Raw genomic sequence first — 21,756 nt, 5'->3', positions numbered from 1 at the left:
ACCGCCGAGACGGCCAGCGGGGCCGCGGCGACGGCCGCCAGCAGCAGGGCGACGCGGCCCGGTGGCAGCTGGACCAGCAGGCCGGGCACGGGGCGGGTGGCCTCGCCGGTCAGGACGATCAACGGCAGGACGCCCCGGGCCAGTACGGTGCCCAGGGCCGCGCCCACCGTCAGGGCCAGGCCCACCAGGACGGCCAGTTCGGCGGCTACCGTCCGGGCCAGCCTGCGGCGCGGGGCGCCCAGGGCGTGCAGCACCGCGAAGTCGGCCTCCCGCGCCCGCAGCGACCCGGCGGCGCCGACGGCGAAACCGACCGCGGCGAGGGCCGCCGCCACCACGGCCGCCGCGGCGAAAGCGGCCGTGGGACCGGCGCCGAAGGGGTCGTCGCGCAGCTCGGCGGCGATCTCGTCGCGGACCACCACGTCCCCGGGGTCGACGTCCGGCAGCGCGCGCACGGCGGCGGCCACCCCGGCCGCGTCGCCGGGCGCGGTGCTCAGCCACCACTCGTTCGGCGTGACGCCGTCGCCGTACCGCGCCTGCAGCGCCCGGTTCGCGGCGCGCAGGTCGAGCAGGACGGCGCCGCCGTCCTGGGTGCCGGAGTCCGCGGGGGCGCCGGTGGTGGGCAGCGCGCGCACGGCACGCACGATCCGCACCGGAAGGTCCTGGTCGCCGACCGTCACGTCCACGCGCTGCCCGGTGCGGGCGCCCGCCGACGCGAGGAAGCGGTCGGTGGCCACGGCCCGGACCTCGGGCGGGGCGGGCCGCGCCACCTGGAGCTGGACGGACAGCGAGGCGACCGTCCGGATGTCGGCGTTCGGGAGGTACCCGGTGCCGTAGGTGAAGGCCAGCGGCTCACGGGAGGTGAGCCGGGGCCGGGTCGGGCTGGTCGCTGCGGCATCGACGGCCGCGCCGCCGGTCTGCGCGGCGGTGCTCCAGGCGGCGGGCAGCGCGAGCGGCCGTACGGTGCCGTCGGCCGCCACGGCCGTCAGGCTCCGGACGGTGAACCGGTGCCGCTCGGCGCGCTCGGCGGGCTGCGGCATGTCCAGCCGGAGCCCGGTGAGGACCGCCGCCCCGGGCGCGGGCGCGGGAGTGAGGTCGAGGGCGAGGCTGTGCGGCCGGCCGTCGGCGGGGAGCAGGCCGGCGGGCAGCTCGTACGGCACGCCCTGGCGGTCCTCCAGCCGGAGCGTGACGTCGGCGGTGGTCCCGGGGCCGGTCGAACTGCGCAGGCTCGCCCTGAGCCGCAGCCGCGCGGTGTGCGCGGGGACCGCCGTCCCGGCGGGGGAGTCCTTCGGCGTGAGCCCGGCCAGCAGCCCCCGCACCGGGACGGCCGCCAGGTCCGGGCGCATCAGCAGCGCGTCCCCGGCGCGCGCGGTGTCCACGGCCAGCACGGTCGCGGTGCGCTCCCCGGACAGCGGCTCGCTGCCGCGCACGGCGGGGACGGCCGCCCGGACGTGCGGCAGCGCGCCGTACGCCTCGGTCCGGCCGAGTCCGCCCTCCCCCGAGGACAGCACCCGGACCGGCGCCCCGGCGCGGAAGTCGGCCTGGTCGTCCTGCGAGCGGTCCCAGGAGGCCGCCTGCCCGACGGCCAGCATGCCGAGCGCCACGGCGAGCACGAGCAGCAGCACCGGGCCGGCCCGGCGCGCGGTGCGGCGGCTGAACTGCCAGCCGGCCAGCGCCGCCGGCAGGCCCCGGCCGGCCGCCGCCCACCGCTCGGCGAGCCGCGCCACCGGCGGCAGCAGCCGCAGCGTCAGCACGGTCCCGGCGAGCAGCGCCAGCGCGGGCGCGGCCACCAGCAGGGGGTCCACCCCGAGCGCGCCCGACCGGTCGGCGGCGACGCCACCCGAGCCCTGCCGCGCCAACTGCCAGTAGGCGACGGAGGCCACGGCCAGCAGGCCGAGGTCGGCGCCCGCGCGGAGCGGGACGGGGGCGAGACCGCCGCCGACGCGGCGGGGCCGGGCACCACGGGAGGCGGCGGAACGGCGCCGCAGGCGGGGAACGCGCGGCCCGCGCATCCGCCCCGGTCCCGCGCCCCGCCGCCCGGACGGTTCCGGGCCGGCGCCGGTCAGCGCCGGGAGCGTCACCGTCAGCGCGCAGCCCAGCGCCACGGCCACCGCCACCAGCCACACCCCGGGGCTCCCTGCGGGCGGGAGGTCGAGGCGCAGGCCGAGGCGGGCCGGCGGGCCATGGGTGGTGAGCAGCGCGGTGAGCGGCCCGGCGAGCAGGGGCGCGCCCACGGCCGCGGGGAGGGCGAGCAGTAGCGACTCGGCCCCGGCGAGGGCGGCGATCCGGGCACGGGAGGCGCCGCGGGCCCGCAGCAGCCGGGTCTCGGCGGCCCGCTCGGTGGCGAGCAGCCGGGCCACCAGCAGCAGCGCGTACCCGGCGAGCAGCACCAGCTGGAGTGCGACGACGAGCAGGGTGGAGCGGGACACCAGCAGCGAGCGGTCGACCCGGTCCAGGACGTCGGGCAGCGCGGTCGACGCCGCCGTGGCCCCGCTCAGCGCGGGCGCCGAGCGCAGCGCCGCGCTTCCGGCGCGGGCGGCCCGGCCCAGCTCGCCGATCCGCCCCGTCGTCACCTGGGAGAAGTCGGCCGTGGCCAGCCAGGCCGTGGATCCGGTGCTGACCCTGCCGCCGCCGAGCACCGAGGGGTCGGCGAGCAGCGGCCCGTACGTCGTGAAGCCGGACTTCTTCACCCCGCGCCCGAGCAGGTCGTCCAGCCGCCAGTACGCGGAGCCGGAGGCGGTGGGCCGGTACAGGCCGGTCACCCGGACCCGGACCGTGCGGTCGGCGAGCCGGTCGGTCAGGGTGAGCCGGTCGCCGGGCCGCACCCCGAGGGACCGGGCGGCGGCCCGGGGGAGTGCCACCTCGATCTCGCCGGAGCCCCGGCCCGGGAGCCGGCCGGCGGTGGCCCGCACCTGGCCGGGGTCCAGCGCGGCGAAGTAGGTGAGGTCCGGGTCGCCGCCGGACCGGCCGCCGGGCGCCCGGGTCGGGCGGGGGAGCGCGTACGGGCCCGAGCGGCGCAGGGTGCGCACGGTCACCGGCAGCCCGCCGAAGGTCCGCCGCGCGCCCTCGCGTACGGCGGTGCCGGCGGCGGCGCGCTGCCCGGCCGGGACGTCGGCCTTGACGATCAGCCCGGTGGAGGCCGCGGTCCGCGGGTCGTCCAGCACGTGCCGCAGCGCCGCGTCGCCGAGCGCGCCCGAGTACGCCGTGAGCGTCGCCAGCACCGCGGTGGTCAGCACCACGGTGAGCAGCGCGGAGCCGAGCAGCAGGCGGTGCGCCCGCGCGCGTGAGACGACGAACCCCGTCACCCGACCCCCGTGCCGACCGGAATTCCCTGAGGATTTCTGGATCCGCGAGCGATGCTCGCAGAGCGGACGGGCCGGGGTAAGCGGTTGTCGACCGGTCTATATCCGATCGTGACCGGAATCCGGCGCCATCCGCCCGGAATCCGGCGCTCAGCGAGCCGCGATCCGTCCACGGCACCGATCGGTCCACGCACCGATCAGACCGAGGTGTCGATCAGACCGAGGTGCCGGTCAATCCGCGGTGCCGGTCAGTCCGGGGTGTTGATCATCGACTGGGCCGCGTACGTCAGGTAGTTCCACAGCGTCCGCTCGTGCTCCTCGGACAGCCCCAGCTCGTCGACGGCCACCCGCATGTGCCTCAGCCAGGCGTCGTGCGCGGCCCGGTCCACGGTGAACGGGGCGTGCCGCATGCGCAGCCGGGGATGGCCGCGCCGCTCGCTGTAGGTGGTGGGGCCGCCCCAGTACTGCATGAGGAACAGCACGAGCCGCTCCTCGGCCGGGCCCAGGTCCTCCTCCGGGTACATCGCCCGGAGGGACGGGTCCCCGGCGACTCCCTCGTAGAAGCGGTGGACGAGCCGGCGGAAGGTCTCCTCGCCGCCGACCTGCTCGTAGAAGGTCTGCTCCTGCAGCGTGCCGCGCCGAATCTCGGTCACGTTGGATTGCCTCACATCTGTCTGCCGGTCCCCGGTAACTGCACTACCCGTCCATGGTCTCAGACCGGCCGGCCCGGGGGCCGGGCCCTGTGGCCTTCCTTCCGGCCCTCCCGCACGGCCCGCCTCTACTGTGGACCCATGGGCGTCCAGGACGACACCGGGATCGAGGCACTCGCCGCCGAGGCACGGGCCGCGCTGGTGCGGGAGATCGACGCCGAGGGCGCCTTCGACGGCGGCCCGCTGTGGCGGGAGGCGTTCGGGGCGGTGCCCCGGCACCTGTTCGTGCCGTACTACTACGTCGCGGGCCCGCGCGGCTACGAGCGCCGCTGGAGCCAGAACCCCGACCCCGAGGCCCGGGAGCGCTGGGTGCGCGGCGCCTACGAGGACGTGCCCCTGGCCACCCGGCTGCGCGACGGCGAGCTGCTGTCGTCCAGCAGCCAGCCCTCCCTGATGGCGCGGATGCTCGTCGCGCTGCGCGTCACGGACGGCGACCGGGTGCTGGAGGTGGGCGCCGGTACCGGCTACAACGCGGCCCTGCTCGCCCACCGGCTCGGCGACGACGACCTCGTCACCACCGTCGACCTGGAGCCGGAGATCACCGAGTCCGCCCGGCAGCACCTGGCCGCGGCCGGGTACCGCGTGCCGGTCGTCACCGGCGACGGCGCGCGCGGCGTGCCCGAACGCGCCCCGTTCGACCGGATCATCGCCACCTGCGCCCTGCCGACGGTGCCGCGCCCCTGGCTCGCGCAGTGCCGTCCCGGCGCCCGCGTGCTGACCCCGCTGGCCACCGGGGTGCTCGCCCTGACCGTCCGGGACGCCGGGCACGCCGAGGGCCGCTTCCTGCCGACGGCCGCCTTCTTCGTGCCGCTGCGCGGCGCGGGCCACGTGGAGCCCGGGCCGGTGCCGCCGGCCGGGCTGCCGGGCCGGGTCCGCGAACAGGACTCCTTCCGCTTCCTGCTCGCCCTGACCCGGGGCGCCCTGGACCCGCGGGAGGCCTGCGCGCTCTGGGAAGGCGAGGGCGCCCCGGAACGGGAGCGCTACGGCGTCACGGTCGCCGGCGGGCGCACCTGGGCGTGGCTGGACGACCCGGCGGGGCCGGGCGCCTGGCCCCTGCCGTGAGCCCGCCGGTGCTCAGCCCCGGCGGATCGTGATCGTCGTCCAGGCGCCGACGTGCACCCGGTCGCCGTCCTGCAGCGGCACCGGCACGAACGGCTGGATCGGCTCGTCGCCGCCGTTGACCGTGGTGCCGTTCGTCGAGTTCTGGTCGACGACCGCCCAGCTGCCGTCGGGCTGCTGGACCAGCACCGCGTGCTGGTGCGAGACGCCCGGGTCCTCCGGCGGCACCGACAGGTCGATGTCGGGGGTGTCGCCGGTGGAGTGCCGGCGGCGGCCGATGGTGACCTGGTTGCCGGTGAGCGTGCGCTGCTGCTCGGGCGAGTAGGCGGGCAGGTTCAGGCCCGCGGCCTCGGGACCCGACCGCTGCATCATCGCCATGAAGTAGTCGCGGTCCGGGCCGATGGTCGCGGTCCAGGTGGCCGGCCGCTGCGGGGCCGGAGCCCCCGGGAAGCCGGACCCGGGGCCCTGCGCGCCGCCGGGCTGCGGGTAGCCGTAGCCGCCGCCCTGTCCGCCACCGGGGCCGGACGACGGAGGGGAGATCACCCAGTCGTCCTCACCGCCGCCGAAGGACGGGCCGCCGGCCGGGGGCCGGCCGGTCTCCTGCGGGAAGGCGGGCGGAGCGGGCGGACCGGACCGGAAGGCCTGCGGCGCACCGCCGGCCGTACCGCCGGGACCGGCGGGCGGCGTCGGCCCGGGCGGCGGCGGGACCGGACGGGAGGGGTCGCCGAAGCCGGAGGGGCCGCCGGGACCGGAGGGTTCACGGCCGAAGGGAGGCGGCACGGACGGGCCACCGGGACCCTGACCCTGCCGGCCGCCGAAACCGCCGGGACCCTGGCTCTGCCCGCCACCGAAAGCGGAAGGGGCGGAGGGGCCGGAGGGGCCGCCGGGACCCTGTCCCCGACCACCGCCGAAGCCGGACGGGCCACCGGGGCCACCGGGGCCCTGGCCCTGCCCCTGCCCGGGACCCTGTCCCTGGCCGCCCCCGAAGCCCGACGGGCCGGCGCCGAAGTTCGGCGGCGGCGGGCCGGACGGGCCGAAGCCGGACGGGCCACCGGGACCACCCGGGCCGCCGGGCCCCGAGGGGCCGCCCGAGGTGGGCGGCGGGCCGGACGGGCGGCGCTCGCCGGCGAACGGCGTCGGGCCCGACGGCTCGCTGCTGAAGGACGGTATCGGCTCGGCGGGCCGGTTCACCTGCGAGGGCCGCGAGCCCTGGTACTCGTACCCGTCACCGCCGCCGTACGTCGCGCTCGGCGGCTGGAAGCGGGGCTGGGGCCGGGACGGGGCGGCCGGGGCCGCCGGCGTGTAGGAGGTGGCCGTGTTGGTCAGGAAGTTCCACCGGCACTCCTCGCAGAACGGAGCGCCGCCCTCGCGGGGCGTACGGCACTGCGGGCACAGCTCGGGCTCCGGCGCGCCGGGCGCCGCGGGGCGTCCCGCGGGCCGGCCGCCCTGCGAGGGCGGGAAGCCGTAGCCGCCGGCGGGCGGGGGCGGCGGGGGCGGAGGTACGGCACCGGCCATGCGGTGACCGCAGACCTCGCACCAGTCGTCGGAACCCGACTGGTGTCCGTTCGGGCAGGTCGGCATGTCGGCGCTTCCCCTTCTCCTGAGGGTCCTCCGGAGGTCCGGATGTCACTTCTTCACTCGAACAGTCTTGGTGGACCGGGTCTCGAGGGTCATCTCGTCGGCCTCGGCGACCTTCGTCTTCAACCGCACAGTACCTGCCGCGGCATCGACCACGTCCACCACCTTCGCAAGCAGTTTCGCAGTATCCGCGTTCCCCGACGCGTTCGCGAGCTGAACAGCGCGCCCCAGTTTGGCCGTTGCCCCGTCGAAATCGCCCGCTTTGCGAAGGTCGAGACCCTTCTGGATGACCTGGGCCAGCTCGGCCTGCCCGGTGTAGTGGGCGACCTGCGGGCTGATCGCGGTCGAGGCCGCCATGTCGTCGGTCCACACGGCCCGGACCAGGCCCTGCGCCCCGAGGTTGTGCACCGAGCCTCCCCCGCGCTCGGCTTCGCTCGCGCGGGCGGTGCCCCCAGGTTGCGGGACGACCAGCGAGACCCGGGCGGCCAGCATCTCCTGGCCCAGCCCGGCCGCCGGCACCTCCACGCACAGGTGGTAGTCGCGGGACTCGTCGCCCCAGGAGCCGGTGGGGTAGTCCCCGGCGCGCGGCCCGGCCTCGGTGCGGCGGCCGGTCAAGTCCTCGACGGCGGGCGCGACCTGCTTGACGAAGCGGATGCTCGCGCCGACCGGCGTCCACACCCGCAGGGCGACGTCGGCGACCTCCTTGCCCATCGCCGTCTCCATCATCCGCGTGAAGTCGGCGGCCAGGCCGGCCGGGTCGGCGACGATGTCGGCGGTGCCGAGCAGCGCGGAGGCGATCCCTGTGACTTCTTTCACTTCCCAGTCGGTGCCCACGCCCCGCGCGTCGCACGTGAACCGCCCGGCGCACGCGTCGAGGGCCGCCCTCAGCTCCTCGGGCGCCTCGTGTTCGTTGCGCCCGTCGGTGAGCAGGATGCCGTGCCGGATGGCCACGTCCGCCGAGGACAGCAGCCGGTCGGCCAGCCGCAGCCAGGTGCCGATGGCCGTGCCGCCGCCCGCGCTCAGCCGGCGCAGCGCCTGCTTGGCCTGCTCGCGGGTGGTGGCGTCGGCGACCGCGAGCCGCCCGCCGCCCGGGTAGACCTCCTTGGCGACATGGGTGCCGCCGACCACCGCGAAGTGCGTGCCGTCGCGCAGGGCGTCGACGGCGGCGGCCGTGGCGTCGCGGGCGCCGCGCATCTTCGTCGGCGGGTAGTCCATCGAACCCGAGCAGTCCACCATGATCGCCACGGCGGCGGACGGCCCGCGCCCCGGCGCGTGGCCGGGCGCGCCGGCGGCGCTGCCGAGGGTGCCGCCCCCGGTCGCCGTCACGGTGACGATGGCGTTGACCTCACGGCCGCCTTCCGGCAGGTGCTCGTTCTGGTAGACGTCCACCGAGAACTGCGGCACGGTCGACTTCGCGAAATTGGCCATATTCGATCGAATCCCCCTCGGGCCCCGCTCGCGCGAGGTCATGCGTGTGACCGGACCGGTCCCCTCCGGTCCGTCGAGGCCTCCCCGTCGTTACCGCCTCAGGCCGATCCTGCCCCCTGCGGCGGCGCGGGGAACGGTACGACGGCCACTGTTACGTTGTCGTGGCCCCCGCCGTCCAGCGCGTGCCCGACCAGGACCCGGGCGCTGTGCAGCGGACGCGCGGCCGCGTCCGGCGGGACGACCTCGCCCATCTCCTCGGCCGTCTCCGCGTAGTTCCACAGACCGTCGGTGCACACCACCACGGCACCGGGCCGGTCCGGCTTGAACGAGGCGGTGTGCGGCTCCAGTTCGTAGGCGTCCGCGCCGAGCCAGCCGGTGATCGCGTGGGCGCGCTCGTCGGCGTACGCCTCCGCCTCGTTCATCAGGCCGGCGGCGACCATCTGCGCGGCCCAGGAGTCGTCCTCGGTCAGCCGGGCCGGGGGCGCGGAGCGGTCGTCCGGCACCCAGTAGGCGCGGCTGTCGCCGACCCAGCCGACCACCAGCAGCCCGGAGGTGACGACCGCGCCGACGATGGTGCAGGCCGGGGCGTTCTGGTGCCCGTGCTCCTGCGCCGGATCCGGCTCGTCCGCCAGGGCGTTGACGGCCTGCGAGGCGGCGACGATCGCCTCGTGCATCGCCGTCTGCGGGTGCGTGCCGCGCGGCAGGGCGGCCAGCAGCGCGTCACCGGCCGCCTGCGAGGCGGCCGCCGAGGCCTCGTCGGGCCGGGTCGCCGAGGACACGCCGTCGCACACGACCGCCAGCACCGCGGGCGAGCCGTCGGGCAGCGCCGTGTGGCCGACCGCGAAGGCGTCCTCGTTGCGGTGGTGGCGCAGCCCGCGGTCGCTCACCGCGGCCACCGGGCCCGACTCCCGCTCCATGTGGTCGCGTTCGCGCGGCTGGGCGTGCCCGCAGTTCTCGCAGTAGCCGTCGTCGTCGACCCGGCCCGCCCGGCAGGCCACGCACACCTGCGCGGGCTCCTCCGGCGCGCCGGCGTCGGCGGACACCCGCGGGTCCGGCGCCTGCAGCGGGTACTCCTCGGGCTCGTCCGGCCGGTCGAACCGGACGCCGGCCGCGGCCGGTTCCTGCGGGTGCAGCGGCCGGCCGCCCGAGTCGGTGCCCGGCAGATCGGCCGGCGCCTGCACCGGGGGCGGGGTGCCGCCGGAGCCGGCCGGCTCGGGGGCGGGCCAGTCGACGCCGTCCCCGGGCGCGGCGGGCCCGGTCATGGTGAGGGTCGGATGGTCCTGCGGCGGCGCCGGCACGACGGAGAGGTCGTACCCGCACGCGCCGCAGAACAGGTCACCCGACTCGACCGGCTCCGCGCAGTTCGGGCACTTCGACGGTGCGGCCTGCTGGGGCATCTGCGACATCAACTACACCCACGTCCGGGGGCGGTAACGGTTGGCCCGTTCCACCAGCTCGATCCTCTCCTGGCCGCCGGGCGCCAGCCGGGCCAGCGTGCGGTACGCGCGCTCCAGGCCGAAGCGCAGGCCCCGCTCGTCCAGCCCGCTGCCGAGCAGCGTCCGTCCGTGCGCGGCGGGTTGGCCGGTGCCCTGGCCTGAGGAGAGTATCCAGTCCAGCGCGCAGCCGAGCACCTCCGCCGACAACTGCTCGCGCCGCGCCGGGTCCAGGCCGTACGCCTGCAGCGCCTCGACCTGCCCGGCGGCGGCGGTCAGGTCGTCCAGGAACGCCGCGTCACCGGCGCTCGCCGTGCGCTGCCGCAGCCGGGCCCGGACGGCGGCGACCCGGGCGGCCGTGTAGTGGATGGAGGACTCCGGCACCGACTCCAGCGTGCGCACCGCGCCGCTCCGCTCCCCGGCCGCGAGCTGCACCCGGGCCAGCCCGAACGCGGCGCTGACGAAGCTCGGATCGGTCGCCCACACCAGGTGGTAGTACTCCGCCGCGTTGTCCAGCTGGCCCAGCACCTCCGCGCACAGGCCGAGCGCGAGCTTGGGCGCCGCCTCGCCGGGGAAGGCGTCGTAGACCGCGTCGAAGGCGAGCGCCGCGTGCTCGAAGTCGCCGGTGACCAGGGCGGCCACGCCCCGGTACCACACCACGCGCCAGTCCTCGGGCCGTTCGGCGTCGAGCTGGGCCAGGGCGGACAGGGCGGCCGCGTGGTCGCCGCTCTCCAGGAGGGCGCGGATGCGGCGCAGCCGGGTCTCCACGGTCCGGGCGGGCGCCGCGTCCAGCGCGGTGAGCAGCTCGGCCGGGCCGGAGGCCATCAGACCGGCGAGGAAGCCGGCGTTGGGGTCCGTGGGGTCGACCAGCGGGACGGGCAGGGCCAGCGCCGCGGCCGGGGTGTCGACGGGCCCGACCAGGGCCGCCCCGGCGGTGGCGGGCGCCGCCTTCGGCACGCCCCGCGCGCCCAGCCGGGAGACGTCCGCGTCGAGCCGGGGGAACAACTCCGTGTCGGGGACCCTGACCTCGGGCCCGAACAGCGTCGACAGTGCGGGCCGCGCCTGCCCGCTCTGCAGCGAGACGACCTCCCGCAGCACCCCGGTCAGCTGCTCGGCCATCTCCTGCGCGGAGGCGAACCGGCGGGCCGGGTCCGGGTCGGTGGCGCGCACCAGGAGCCGGTAGAAGGACTCGTAGCGGTGGAAGACCTCGATGTTGTCCGGGTCGGGGAGGGAGTCCACGAAGACGTTCGTGTAGCCCTGGAAGTCGAACGTGAGGACGGCGAGCGTGCGGCCCACCGTGTACAGGTCGCTGGCCACCGACGGGCCCACCTCGGCGACCTCCGGCGCCTGGTAGCCGACCGTGCCGTAGATCGCCGACTCGTCGTCGTCCATGCGGCGCACCGCGCCCATGTCGATCAGCTTGAGCTGGTCCTCGGTCTGGATGGCGTTGTCGACCTTGAAGTCGCAGTACAGCAGGTTGCGGCTGTGCAGGTGGCCGAGCGCCTCCAGCGCCTCGATGCCGTACGCGCAGGCCTGCTCCACCGGCAGCGGGTCGCGCCTGCCGTCCGGGGTGCGGCGGCCGTTGGCGATCTCCTTCAGCGACTTGCCGCCGACGTACTCCATGACGATGTAGCCGTCGAGGGAGCCGGTGCGCTGGTCGAGGTGCTCGACGAAGTTGTAGATCCGCACGATGTTGGCGTGCTCGATCTCCGCGAGGAAGCGGCGCTCGGAGATCGCGGCGGCCATCGCGTCCTGGTCGCCGGTGTCCAGCAGGCCCTTGAGGACGACCCACCGGTCGGAGACCGCGCGGTCCACGGCGAGGTAGATCCAGCCCAGGCCGCCGTGCGCGAGGCAGCCCGCCACCTCGTACTGGCCGTGCACGATGTCCCCGGCCCGCAGCTTCGGCACGAACGAGTACGGGTGCCCGCACTTGGTGCAGAACCCCTCCGTGCGCCCCGGCCGGTCGCCCCGCGCCCGCCCGACCGGCGCCCCGCAGTCCGAGCGCGAGCAGAACCGCTTCCGCTCGGGCACCTCCGGGTTCTCCAGCACCATCGCGCGCGGGTCGGGCCGCGGCACCTGCGGCACGCTCACCAGCCCGGCGCCCAGCCGGCCGCGGGTGGAGGCGCCGGAGGAGGAGCCGGAGCTGCGCACCGACACCGAACGCCCGCTGGAGCTGCCCGGCAGGGAGCGCGAGAGCCGCCCGGACACCGAGCGGCGCGACTTCGACGACTGCGACGACGTACGCGCGCTGCGGGAGCTGCGGGAACTGCCGCTCTGCGCCGAGCTCCTGGTGACCCCGGTCGGGGGCGAGCCCACCATGCCTCCCCCGGAGGGGGGACCCCCCACCGAGACGACCGGCGCGAGGCCGCAGGTGTCGCAGTACAGCTCACCGCCGCCGACGTCCTCGTACGCCCCCTCGCAGCCCGGCCGCTGGCAGTTCTGTCCCGGCCGGCTCATGACCGGTCCTCCTTACGGTCCTCGGGCGCGCCGGCGCCGAGCAGCTCCGCCGCCGCCTGCTGGTAGCGCAGCACGGCCTGTTCGGCCACACGCAGGTCGCAGGGGGCGCTCCACAGCATGCGCCGGGCCGCGTCGTACCGCTCGACCAGCAGCGGGTCCTCGGCCAGGCCGTGCCGGGCCACCTTCGCCTTGTAGGCGTCGAGCCGGCCGCGCAGCTCGGCGCGGACCGCCAGCGGCGCGGTCACCGCGGTCAGCGACTCGCGGGCGCGCAGCAGTTCCTCCTCCGCCTTCTCCTCCAGCGACTCCAGCAGCGGGGAGAGCCGGTGCCACTGGGCCTGGCGCCGGTACTCCGCCGCGGTCGCCAGCTGCTCCTGCAGCACGGTCGGCGGGCCGCTGACCACCGGCACCTCGGTCGCCGCGATCTTCGCGAGGACCTCCCCGCGCGCGGTACGCGCCTCGGCGAGGGTGCGGTCCGCGCGGGAGAGCACGTCCCGGAGCCGGATCAGCCGCGCCTCCGCGTCCTGCCGGACCGTCAGCACCGCGTCGATCTCCCGCCGCACGTCCTCCAGGGCGCGGGCCTCACGGTCGTACACCGTGGTGTCCGGGCGACCGCCGCCGGGCGCCGAACTGCCCTCGGTCGGCACCCAGAAGGCGAGCGGGTCGGAGACGACGTCCTCGCGCAGCTTCGTCAGTATGCGCGTGATGCGCTCCAGGTCGTCGCCCGCCGGGTGCTCGCCGGGGCGCACGCCGACGGAGTGCGCGAGCCCCCGGGTGCGCTGCAGTTCCGCGGCGAGTAAATCGATCCGCGCGGGCAGCGCCGACCAGACCGCGTCGGCGGCGACGACCAGGTCCAGCGAGGACGCGTACAGCTCGTTCATCCGGTCCACCAGGGCGGCCAGCGAGAAGCTCTCGCTCAGCCTGCTCCCGCCGGGCACGGTGACCGCGTCGTCGCGCAGCAGCGCGGTCAGCTCCGCCAGGTCCTCCCGGCTCGACCAGCGGCGCCGGGAGCGGATCTCCCGGGCGGAGCGCAGCGCGGCCGTGTAGGCGTCGAAGTACGCCCACAGCAGCGTGATCGACGCCTCCGCGTCCGCCCAGCGCTCGGCGGTGACGCCGGTCAGCCGGGCGCCCTCGAGGAGCCTGCGGCCCGCGTGGTCCTGGAGGGCCAGCAGGGAGGTCTCGATCGCCTCGTGCTCCTGGCCGAGCCGCGCCAGCGCACGGTCCACCTCGTCCCGGTCCATCACCGGCCCGGCGGGGTCCGTGACGCCCATCGATCACCTCTCGCTGCTGTGTGTTGGCCTGGGTCGTGGAAGCGGGTCAGCCGGCTTGCAGGTAATGCGGCGCGGGCGGCTCGGACGGCCGGGAGTCCTTCCCCAGTGTGGCCGACAGCCAGCGGTCGTACGACGCCTGCCAGCCGTCCGCGCGGTAGTCGACGAGGATGCGGTTGACCCGGCGTACCAGATCGCGGGCGGTGCTCTTCATCGCCACGCCGTAGTACTCGGTGGTGAACGGCTTGCCCACCAGTTTCAGCGTCGGGTCCTGGGCGGCCTGGCTCGCGGCGAGCGCGCCGTCGGTGACGACCGCGTCGACCTCGCCGAGCTGCAGCCGGACCAGGCAGTCGAGCTGGTTGGGGACGGCGGTGCGGATGTCGGCGGTGGCCGGCAGGGTGCCCTTCTCCCGGTCCGCCTTCAGCTTCAGGTAGGCGGTGGAACCGGACGCCGTGCAGATCCTCTGGTGGGCGAGCGTGCCGTCGTAGTAGCCCTTGACGGAAGACGACTTGGGCACGAGCACCTGCTGGCCGGTCTTGAAGTAGGGCGCGGAGAAGGCCACTTCGTCGAGCCGCTGGCACGTGATCGTCATCGTGCGCACCACCATGTCGACCCGGCCGTCCTGGATGGCGGTGATGCGCTGGCTGGTCGGTATCGCCTTGAACTGCACCGCGTTCGGGTCGCCGAGGATGTCCTGGGCGATCCGGTGGACGAGGTCGATGTCGAAGCCCTCGAGCTCCGCGCCCTCGGTGTTGGGGTTGCGGTAGCCCCAGCGGTAGCTGTTCTGGTCGACGCCGACGACGAGCTTGCGCTTGGCGCCCGTACGGGCCTTGATGGCGTCGATCGTCGGCCCGTCCGCGCCGGACGGGGACAGCGTCTGGTCCTGCGCCTCGGAGTCCCGGCAGCCGTCGGCGCGGGCCTGGCCCGCGGCGGTCGTCCGCTGCCCTGCGGCCCGGCCGTCCTCGTGGGGCGCCTGGGTGCGCGGCAGCAGCAGGACGAAGGCCAGCGCCAGGGCGCACAGGGCCGCCATCGCGCCGACCCCGCCCCAGCCGCGCAGGGAGGTTCGTACACGGCGTGCGTCCATGGTCCCGCCCCTCGTCACCGGTACTCCGAAAGCCTGCGGCCGATGCCGGCGAGCGCGCCGGCGGCGGCGAGCGCCGCCAGGACGGCGGCCCCCACCGGCAGCCCGGTCAGCGCGTCGCGGCCGTCACCGGCGGTCTGCCGGAACTCGGTCTGCTCGTGGTCGATGGCGTGGGCCAGGTTCCGGTCCACGCTGTCGAAGCAGGCCCCGGTGGCGTCCTTGCCGCCGATCACCTTGTCCAGCGCCTGCTGGTAGTTGCCGTTCTCGTCCTCGGCGCGGGCCGCTGCGTGGCGCTGCTTCCACACCGCCATGTTGCCCTCGGCGGCCTTCACCGGGCCGCTGCCCGCGCGGTCGTCGGCGAGCCGGGTGGCCTGGGTGAGGCCCTTGCCGAGCGCCGTGATGTTCCGGTCGAAGTGGTAGTAGTACGTGTCGTACTGCTGTCCGCCGACGGTGATGGTCTCGGCGCCGCGCGACACCAGGCTGAGGTTCTCGTTGCCGCGCGCCTTCAGGGAGGCGATCCGCGCGTCGTGCAGCACCTTCATCGAGCGGATGCCGTGGTCGTAGGAGCCGTCGAGCCCGGACCGGGCCAGGGTGTGCCCGACGACCAGCCACAGCAGCGCCGCGGTCGTCGCGACCGTGGCGGCGGCGAGGCCGTGGTTGAGGACGCGGTTGGTGCGCCGGTACGTGCGGTGCTGGGCCCAGCCGAGCGCGGCCAGGGCGAGCACGCCGAGCGCGATCGCCGCCCACGGGTACGGTGTCGCGTGCCCGTAGTCGGCGTCGAGCCGCTGGTTCTCCTTCGTGTAGAGGTCCTCCGCCGCCGGCAGCATCTTGTTCTGCATCTTGTCGTTGGCGTAGCGCAGGTACGCGCCGCCGACCGGGTAGCCCTGCCGGTTGTAGGTCCGGGCCCGCTCGATCAGGCCCTTGTACTCGGGCAGCAGCCGGTTCAGCCGGGCGATGGTCGCCTCGGAGGACGAGCCCGGTTCGGCGTTGGCGGCGGCCGTGACGAGTCCCGCGGCGGCCGTCCGGATGTCCTCCTCGTACCGGTCCCGGGACGCGGCGGTCTCCTGACCGCCGGCCAGGAACCCGCTGGACGCCGTTGTGTTGGCGTCGGCCAGCGAGCGGTAGATGCCGGCCGCGCCGGAGCTGAGCGGCTGGCTGCGGTGCAGCACGTCGTCGGCGGCGGCCGCCCGCTCGGAGGTCTGCCAGGCGGTGACCGACCCGAACGCGACGACGAGCAGCGCGAGGACGGCCCCGATGATCCGCAGCCGCCCCGGCTCGGTCGTCGCGGCGGCCCGCACCCGCTCGGCCCCCTCCGCGAAGGCGCTCCGGCGGGCGGCCGGGGGCGCCGGCCGGGCGGCGGGCGGGCCGGGCTGGGGAGGCACCGCCGGCAGGGCGGGCAGGGCGGGCCCCGCGCCCGGTGGCGCCGCGCTGCCCTTCGGCGGGTGTGTCACTCGACCTCCCCCATGGTCATCGTTCGCCGCCCAGTATCACCGTCCGGACCGACACCGCACCAGCCTTGACTGGATCTTGATCGGATCGCAGCGCGACCGGCGGCGCGGGGCGCGGGTCGCACCACCTGCTGCCGGTGAATACGCCGGGGTCACCCGATCGGTTCCCGGGCGCGGCCCGGCTCAGGCGCCTGCCCGCACCGCGCCCCGGCGGCAGGGCCCGGTCGGGCAACCGGGCCGGGCCGCGGCTCGACCCGCCGTCGAGCCCGGCGGAGAGGAGGCGTCGGGCGCGGCGGCCCGGGCTCCCCTCCCGGCGCCGTGGTGCGCGCAGAGGAAAGGGAGCGCCCGGCGCCCGGCCCGGCGCCGGGCTTGCCGTGCCGTCGCGCCCGTGGCGGGGACAGGCGCGCAGCGGCCGGCGGGAGCACCAGGCTGCCGGTGTTGTTGTGTCGGTGACTGGGGTGGGGGCAGTGCGGCGGCCGGTCGGGGCAGCGGGGTACCGGTGTCCTCGTGCCGGCGGCCGGGGCACGAGCCCGCCCGCCCGCCGGCTCAGGCGGCACGCTCCCAGTGCCGTCGTGCCCGCTCCTGGGCCTCGGGCCCCGCGCCCAGGCGGTCGAGGCCCAGGAGGGCCGCGCCCAGGACCGGGCCGGCCGTCACCACGCGGGGCTCGGCCTTGGGGGCCCGGACGGCCAGCAGGGTGCGGATGCCGTCGTCCAGCCGGGCGTGGCCGGCGGTCAGGACGCTTCCGCCGAGCAGCACCGGTGTCGCCTCGCCGAGGAGGTCCAGGCGGGTCAGGGCGACCGTGGCCATCGTCGCCACCTCCCGCGCGAGGCGGTCCACGACGGAGCCGGCGACCGCGTCCCCGCGCGCGGCCGTGGCGAAGAGCACCGGCGTCAGCTCGTGCCGGCTGCCGGGCCCGAGGTGCCCCAGGTGCAGGGCCTCGATCAGCGCGTACATCGACGGCATCCCGAAGTGCGCGGGGAGCGTGCGGGCCAGTTCGGTCGCCTCGCCCCGGCCGTCCTCCGCGCGGGCGGCGTACCACAGGGCCTCCTCCGCCAGGCCCCAGCCGCCGCCCCAGTCCCCGGAGATGCGGCCCAGCGCCGGGAAGCGGGCGGTGCGGCCGTCGGGGCGCATGCCGACGCAGTTGATGCCCGCGCCGCACACCACCGCGACGCCCCGGGGCTCGGCCACGCCCGCGCGCAGGATCGCGAAGGTGTCGTTGCGGACCTCCACCGACGCGCCCCACGCGCGCGCGTGCAGCGCGGCCGCCAACTGCTCCTCCTCCACGGGCAGATCGGCGTTGGCCAGACAGGCCGAGACGTGCGCGGCACGGCTCACGCCCGCCTCCGCGAAGGCCCGCGCCACCGGTTCGGCCAGGGCGTCCAGCGCCGCCGTCACCCCCACCGCGGGCGGGCGGAAGCCGCCGCCGCGGGCCGTGGCCAGCACCTCCCCGGCGGCGGTGACCACGGCCACGTCGGTCTTGCTGTTGCCCGCGTCTACGGCGAGGACCGTCGCGGTGCCGGGTGCGGTCAGGCCCACGCGAGGTGCTCCCGGTTGTGCGCGATCAGCAGGTCGGTGAGGGTGTCGGCGTAGGCGTACTGGCCGACCAGGGGGTGGGCCAGCAGGGCGCGGAAGACCCGGTCCCGGCCGCCGTGCAGGGCCGCCTGGAGCGCCAGCTCCTCGTACGCCGTCACGTTCGCCACCAGCCCCGCGAACAGCGGGTCCAGCCGGGGGACCGGCAGCGGCACCGGACCGGCCGGGCCCACCGCCGCCTGCACCTCGATCACCGCGTCGTCCGGCAGGAAGGCCAGCGTGCCCCGGTTCAGCGTGTTCACCACCTGGTACGGGCTGCCCGCGCCGCCGAGGAGGGCCGCCGCCAGGTCCACCGCGGCCTCCGAGTAGAAGGCGCCGCCCCGCTTGGCCAGCAGCGCCGGCTTCTCGTCCAGGGCCGGGTCGCCGTACATCGCCAGCAGCTCCCGCTCCATGGCGGCGACCTCCGCCGCCCGGGAGGGCTTGCCGCCCAGTTCCCGTACGACCTCGTCGTGGGCGTAGTAGTAGCGCAGGTAGTAGGACGGGACCACGCCGAGGTGGTCCAGCAGGTCGCGGGGCAGGCGCAGGTCGCCGGCGACGGCGTCGCCGTGCTCGGCGAGCAGCTTCGGCAGGACGTCCGCGCCCTCGGGGCCGCCGAGGCGCACCGCCGTCTCCCAGGTGAGGTGGTTCAGCCCCACGTGGTCGAGGTGGAGGTCGCCGGGGGCGGTGCCCAGCAGCTTCGCGAACTTGCGCTGCAGTCCGATCGCCACGTTGCACAGCCCGACCGCGCGGTGCCCGGCCTGCAGCAGGGCGCGGGTGACGATGCCGACGGGGTTGGTGAAGTCGATGATCCACGCGCGCGGGTTGGCGCGGCGGACCCGCTCGGCGATGCCGAGGACGACCGGGACGGTGCGCAGCGCCTTGGCCAGGCCGCCGGCGCCGGTGGTCTCCTGGCCGACGCAGCCGCACTCCAGCGGCCAGGTCTCGTCCTGCTCGCGGGCCGCCTGCCCGCCGACGCGCAGCTGGAGCAGCACGGCGTCGGCGCCGTCGACCCCGGCGTCCAGGTCCTGGGTGGTGACGATCCGGCCGGCGTGTCCCTGCCGGGCGAAGATGCGGCGGGCCAGCCCGCCCACCAGCTCCAGGCGTTCGGCCGCCGGGTCCACCAGCACCAGTTCCTCGACGGGCAGGGTGTCCCGCAGGCGCGCGAAGCCGTCGACGAGTTCGGGGGTGTAGGTCGAGCCTCCGCCGACCACGGTGAGTTTCATAAAGGTACTAACCCTTCACTCCGGTGAGCGTGACGCCCTCGACGAACGCCTTCTGGGCGAAGAAGAAGACGACGATCACGGGGGCCATGACCAGCACGGTCGCGGCCATGGTGAGGTTCCAGTCGGTGTGGTGGGCGCCCTTGAAGGACTCCAGGCCGTACGAGAGCGTCCAGGCGCCGGGGTTCTCCGAGGCGTAGATCTGGGGGCCGAAGTAGTCGTTCCAGGCGTAGAAGAACTGGAAGAGGGCCACGGCGGCGATGCCCGGCTTCGCCATCGGCAGGATCACCCGCAGCAGGGTCCTCAGGTCGCCGCAGCCGTCCACCTTCGCCGCGTCCACGTACTCGTTCGGGATCGTCATCAGGAACTGGCGCAGCAGGAAGATGGAGAACGCGTCCCCGAACGCCATCGGGACGATCAGCGGCCACAGCGTGCCCGACAGGTCCAGCTGCTTCGCCCAGAAGAGGTACATCGGGATGACGACGACCTGCGGGGGCAGCATCATCATCGAGATCACCAGCATGAGGGACAGGTTGCGGCCCCGGAAGCGGAACTTGGCCAGCGCGTACGCCACCGGGAGCGACGACGCCACCGTCAGCACGGTGCCGAGGCCGGCGTAGACGAGCGTGTTCCGCCACCAGGTCAGGAAGCCGGGGGTGTGGAGCACGCTCCGGTAGTTGCCCCACTCCCAGGTGTGCGGGACCAGGTCCCGGCTCAGTGCCTGCGAGTCGCTCATCAGCGAGGTCAGGAAGACGAACACGAAGGGCAGCGCGAAGAAGAGGGCGGCGGCGACACCGAGGGCGTGCACCGCGACCCACTCCAGCAGCGCCCGGCGCCGCGCCGACCGCTCGGCGGCGCCCCGCACCCGGGGCGTCGTGCGCACCGGCCGGTCCATTACCTGCGTCATGGTGTCAGTCACCTGCCTGGATGAGACCGCCCCGGCGCCGCATCAGCAGCGCGGTGAACGCCATCGAGAGGGCGAACAGCACCAGCGCCACCACACAGGCCGAGCCGTAGTCGAAGCGCTGGAAGCCGAGGTTGTAGACGAGCTGGGGGAGGGTGAGCGTGGACTTGTCCGGGTAGCCGGGCTCGAACTGGGTGCCCGCGCCCTGGATCACGCCCGAGGCGACCTTCCCGGCGATCAGCGGCTGCGTGTAGTACTGCATGGTCTGGATCACGCCGGTGACCACGGCGAACATCACGATCGGGGAGATGTTCGGCAGGGTGACGTACCGGAACCGCTGCCAGGGCGAGGCCCCGTCCAGCTCGGCCGCCTCGTACTGCTCGGCCGGCACGTCGAGCAGCGCGGCCATGAAGATGACCATCAGGTCGCCGATGCCCCACAGCGCCAGCAGGGTCAGCGCCGGCTTGGCCCAGGCCGGGTCGTTGAACCAGCCCGGCGCCGGGAGGCCCGCCTTCTCCAGGAGCGAGTCGACGGGGCCCGTGCCGGGGTTGAGCAGGAACGCGAAGGACATGGTGGCGGCGACCGGCGGGGCGAGGTACGGCAGGTAGAACAGGGTGCGGAAGACTCCCGCCCCCGTCTTGATCTTCGTGATGAGCAGGCCGACGCCGAGTCCGAAAAGGACCCGGAGGGTCACCATCACCAGCACCAGCCACAGCGTGTTGCGCAGCGCGGGCCAGAACAGCGGGTAGTGCGCGAAGACGTACACCCAGTTCTTCCCGCCGCTCCACGACGGCGGCCGGAAGCCGTCGTAGTGCATGAAGGAGAAGTAGACGGTGGACAGGAGCGGGTAGGCGAAGAACACCGCGAAGCCGATCAGCCAGGGCGACATGAAGGCGGCCGTCCGCAGCGCCGCCCTGCGGCGCCGCGAGCCCAGTGTGACGACCATCGGCTACTTCGCCTGCGCGATGTCGGTGTCGATCTGCGCGGCCGTCTTCCGCAGGCCGGCTTTCAGGTCGGTGACCTTGCCGCTCTCGTAGTCGTAGCCGAACTGCTGGATGGTCACCAGGTACTGGCCGCCGTTGACGGAGGCGGGGGTGGTGGTCGAGTCCGGGTCGGCGGCGATGTCGAGGAACGTCTTGAAACGCGGGTCGTACTTCAGTTTCGGCGACTTGAGGGCGGCCAGCGTGGAGGGCACGTTGTGGATGTCGTTGGCGAAGCCGACCACCGCGTCGGTGTCGGTGCTGACGTACTTGACGAACTCCCAGGCCGCGTTCTGCTTGTGGCTGGTGGCGGCGATGCCGGCGATGGTGCCGGTGATGTAGCCCTTGCCGTACTGCGCCGCCTGGTCGTCGGGCACGGGCAGCGGGGCGACGCCGATCTCGAACTTCGGTTTCGCCGCCTCGGCCATGCCCAGGCGCCACTCGCCGTCGAGCTGCATGGCCACCTGGCCGGTGTGGAAGGGGTGCTTGGGGCCCCACTCGTCGCCGAGCGTGGCCCGGAACCTCTCCAGCCTCCGGAAGCCGCCGAGTTCGTCGACGAGCCGCTTCTGGAGCCGGAAGCCCTTCTCGAAGGCGGGGTCCTTGGCGAGGTCGGACGTGCCGTCCTTGGCGAAGTACGTCGGGGAGAACTGCGCGAAGTAGTGCTCGGTGGTGGACTCCCAGCCGTGGTAGTCCGGCATGAACCCGAGCTGCTCGTACCCGTCGCCCTGGGGGATCGTCAGTTTCCTCGCGTCGGTCTCGAACTGCGACCAGGTCTTCGGCGGCGCGGTGATGCCCGCCTTCCGATACGCCGTCTTGTTGTAGTAGAGCCCGTAGGCGTCGCCCAGCAGCGGCACCGCGCAGCGGTTGCCCTCGAACCGGGTGTACTCGTTCATCGCCTTCGGGAAGGTCTTCGCCGGGTCGATGCCCGACTTCCGGAAGAACGGGCCGAGGTCGACCAGGGCGCCCGAGGAGCAGAACTTGCCCACGTTGTTGGTGGTGAAGGAGGAGATCACGTCCGGCGCCCGGTCGCCGCCGGAGCGCAGCGCCTGGTTGATCTTGTCGTCGGTCATGTTGCCGACGACGTTGACGTGGATGTTGGGGTGCGCCTTCTCGAAGCCGGCGACCAGCGACCTGACCGCCTTCACCTCGTTCGGCGCGCTCCAGGCGTGCCAGAAGTTGATCGTCGTGTCCTTGGAGGCGTCGTCGGTGGCGCCGGTGCCCGACTGCCCGGTGCAGGCGGTGGTGAGCAGGGCCAGTGACACGGTCAGGGCGAAAGCCGCTTTCCGGGCAGCGGAGGGTATGACTTCGGGCATGGCGAGGTCTCC

General features: G+C 75.1%; 15 protein-coding genes. 1 reads left to right on the top strand and 14 read right to left on the bottom strand.

Annotation, left to right across the window (positions count from 1 at the left end; translation table 11 throughout):
- Positions 1-3,302 (bottom strand): FtsX-like permease family protein (locus tag AQJ66_RS18995; protein ID WP_061923218.1); only part of this gene is annotated, 3,302 nt, incomplete at its 3' end.
- A 245-nt stretch (positions 3,303-3,547) separates the two neighbouring features.
- Positions 3,548-3,952: a globin gene (locus AQJ66_RS18990; protein WP_061923215.1), complete on the bottom strand. Its 405-nt coding sequence runs from the start codon at positions 3,950-3,952 to the stop codon at positions 3,548-3,550.
- A gap of 138 nt (positions 3,953-4,090) precedes the next feature.
- Here AQJ66_RS18990 and AQJ66_RS18985 point away from each other — a divergent pair, with 138 nt between their 5' ends.
- Positions 4,091-5,071 (top strand): methyltransferase domain-containing protein, encoded by a 981-nt coding sequence (locus AQJ66_RS18985; RefSeq protein WP_061923212.1) that lies wholly within the window; start codon positions 4,091-4,093, stop codon positions 5,069-5,071.
- 12 nt (positions 5,072-5,083) lie between these two features.
- Here the strand turns inward: AQJ66_RS18985 and AQJ66_RS18980 are convergent, their stop codons facing one another.
- From AQJ66_RS18980 to AQJ66_RS18925, 12 genes are all read right to left on the bottom strand, one after another.
- On the bottom strand, positions 5,084-6,649 hold the full coding sequence (locus AQJ66_RS18980; RefSeq protein WP_061923209.1) for an FHA domain-containing protein: 1,566 nt from the start codon (positions 6,647-6,649) through the stop codon (positions 5,084-5,086).
- 45 nt (positions 6,650-6,694) lie between these two features.
- A complete protein-coding gene (locus tag AQJ66_RS18975) occupies positions 6,695-8,074 on the bottom strand; it encodes a vWA domain-containing protein (RefSeq protein WP_061923206.1) in 1,380 nt (459 codons plus the stop codon).
- Between the two features lie 98 nt (positions 8,075-8,172).
- The gene (locus AQJ66_RS18970) at positions 8,173-9,483 is read right to left on the bottom strand and encodes a PP2C family protein-serine/threonine phosphatase (protein WP_425264290.1); all 1,311 of its coding nucleotides are present in this window, start codon (positions 9,481-9,483) and stop codon (positions 8,173-8,175) included.
- Complete coding sequence (locus AQJ66_RS18965; protein WP_061923203.1) at positions 9,484-11,964, bottom strand: serine/threonine-protein kinase; 2,481 nt, start codon at positions 11,962-11,964, stop codon at positions 9,484-9,486.
- Positions 11,961-13,232 (bottom strand): hypothetical protein, encoded by a 1,272-nt coding sequence (locus AQJ66_RS18960; RefSeq protein WP_061923200.1) that lies wholly within the window; start codon positions 13,230-13,232, stop codon positions 11,961-11,963. Before AQJ66_RS18960 ends, AQJ66_RS18965 begins: the two co-directional genes overlap by 4 nt.
- 46 nt (positions 13,233-13,278) lie before the next feature.
- Positions 13,279-14,313 carry a glutamate ABC transporter substrate-binding protein gene (locus tag AQJ66_RS18955; protein ID WP_061923197.1) on the bottom strand — a complete coding sequence of 345 codons (1,035 nt, stop codon included), beginning with the start codon at positions 14,311-14,313 and terminating at the stop codon, positions 13,279-13,281.
- Between the two features lie 14 nt (positions 14,314-14,327).
- On the bottom strand, positions 14,328-15,761 hold the full coding sequence (locus tag AQJ66_RS18950) for a hypothetical protein (RefSeq protein ID WP_425264289.1): 1,434 nt from the start codon (positions 15,759-15,761) through the stop codon (positions 14,328-14,330).
- Positions 15,762-16,304: 543 nt separating this feature from the next.
- Positions 16,305-17,294, bottom strand: a complete 990-nt coding sequence (locus tag AQJ66_RS18945) for an N-acetylglucosamine kinase (protein WP_061923194.1) — start codon at positions 17,292-17,294, stop codon at positions 16,305-16,307.
- Positions 17,285-18,550: a 6-phospho-beta-glucosidase gene (locus AQJ66_RS18940; RefSeq protein WP_061923191.1), complete on the bottom strand. Its 1,266-nt coding sequence runs from the start codon at positions 18,548-18,550 to the stop codon at positions 17,285-17,287. Before AQJ66_RS18940 ends, AQJ66_RS18945 begins: the two co-directional genes overlap by 10 nt.
- Before the next feature lie 7 nt (positions 18,551-18,557).
- Complete coding sequence (locus tag AQJ66_RS18935; protein WP_061923188.1) at positions 18,558-19,454, bottom strand: carbohydrate ABC transporter permease; 897 nt, start codon at positions 19,452-19,454, stop codon at positions 18,558-18,560.
- Between the two features lie 4 nt (positions 19,455-19,458).
- A complete protein-coding gene (locus AQJ66_RS18930; protein WP_061923185.1) occupies positions 19,459-20,397 on the bottom strand; it encodes a carbohydrate ABC transporter permease in 939 nt (312 codons plus the stop codon).
- Positions 20,398-20,400: 3 nt separating this feature from the next.
- Positions 20,401-21,744 (bottom strand): ABC transporter substrate-binding protein, encoded by a 1,344-nt coding sequence (locus AQJ66_RS18925; RefSeq protein ID WP_079060281.1) that lies wholly within the window; start codon positions 21,742-21,744, stop codon positions 20,401-20,403.
- Positions 21,745-21,756: the final 12 nt, after the last annotated feature.

It is taken from the genome of Streptomyces bungoensis, from assembly GCF_001514215.1.
Taxonomy (GTDB): domain Bacteria; phylum Actinomycetota; class Actinomycetes; order Streptomycetales; family Streptomycetaceae; genus Streptomyces; species Streptomyces bungoensis.
The sequence above is the reverse complement of the archived record's forward strand: the minus strand, read 5'-3'. Positions and strand labels throughout refer to the sequence as shown.

Bases quoted from the DNA above. Each gene is read 5' to 3' on its own strand.
- AQJ66_RS18985 (WP_061923212.1), top strand. From the start codon at position 4,091: ATGGGCGTCCAGGACGACACCGGGATCGAGGCACTCGCCGCCGAGGCA.
- AQJ66_RS18980 (WP_061923209.1), bottom strand. From the start codon at position 6,649: ATGCCGACCTGCCCGAACGGACACCAGTCGGGTTCCGACGACTGGTGC.
- AQJ66_RS18975 (WP_061923206.1), bottom strand. From the start codon at position 8,074: ATGGCCAATTTCGCGAAGTCGACCGTGCCGCAGTTCTCGGTGGACGTC.
- AQJ66_RS18965 (WP_061923203.1), bottom strand. From the start codon at position 11,964: ATGAGCCGGCCGGGACAGAACTGCCAGCGGCCGGGCTGCGAGGGGGCG.
- AQJ66_RS18960 (WP_061923200.1), bottom strand. From the start codon at position 13,232: ATGGGCGTCACGGACCCCGCCGGGCCGGTGATGGACCGGGACGAGGTG.
- AQJ66_RS18955 (WP_061923197.1), bottom strand. From the start codon at position 14,313: ATGGACGCACGCCGTGTACGAACCTCCCTGCGCGGCTGGGGCGGGGTC.
- AQJ66_RS18940 (WP_061923191.1), bottom strand. From the start codon at position 18,550: ATGAAACTCACCGTGGTCGGCGGAGGCTCGACCTACACCCCCGAACTC.
- AQJ66_RS18935 (WP_061923188.1), bottom strand. From the start codon at position 19,454: ATGACGCAGGTAATGGACCGGCCGGTGCGCACGACGCCCCGGGTGCGG.
- AQJ66_RS18930 (WP_061923185.1), bottom strand. From the start codon at position 20,397: ATGGTCGTCACACTGGGCTCGCGGCGCCGCAGGGCGGCGCTGCGGACG.
- AQJ66_RS18925 (WP_079060281.1), bottom strand. From the start codon at position 21,744: ATGCCCGAAGTCATACCCTCCGCTGCCCGGAAAGCGGCTTTCGCCCTG.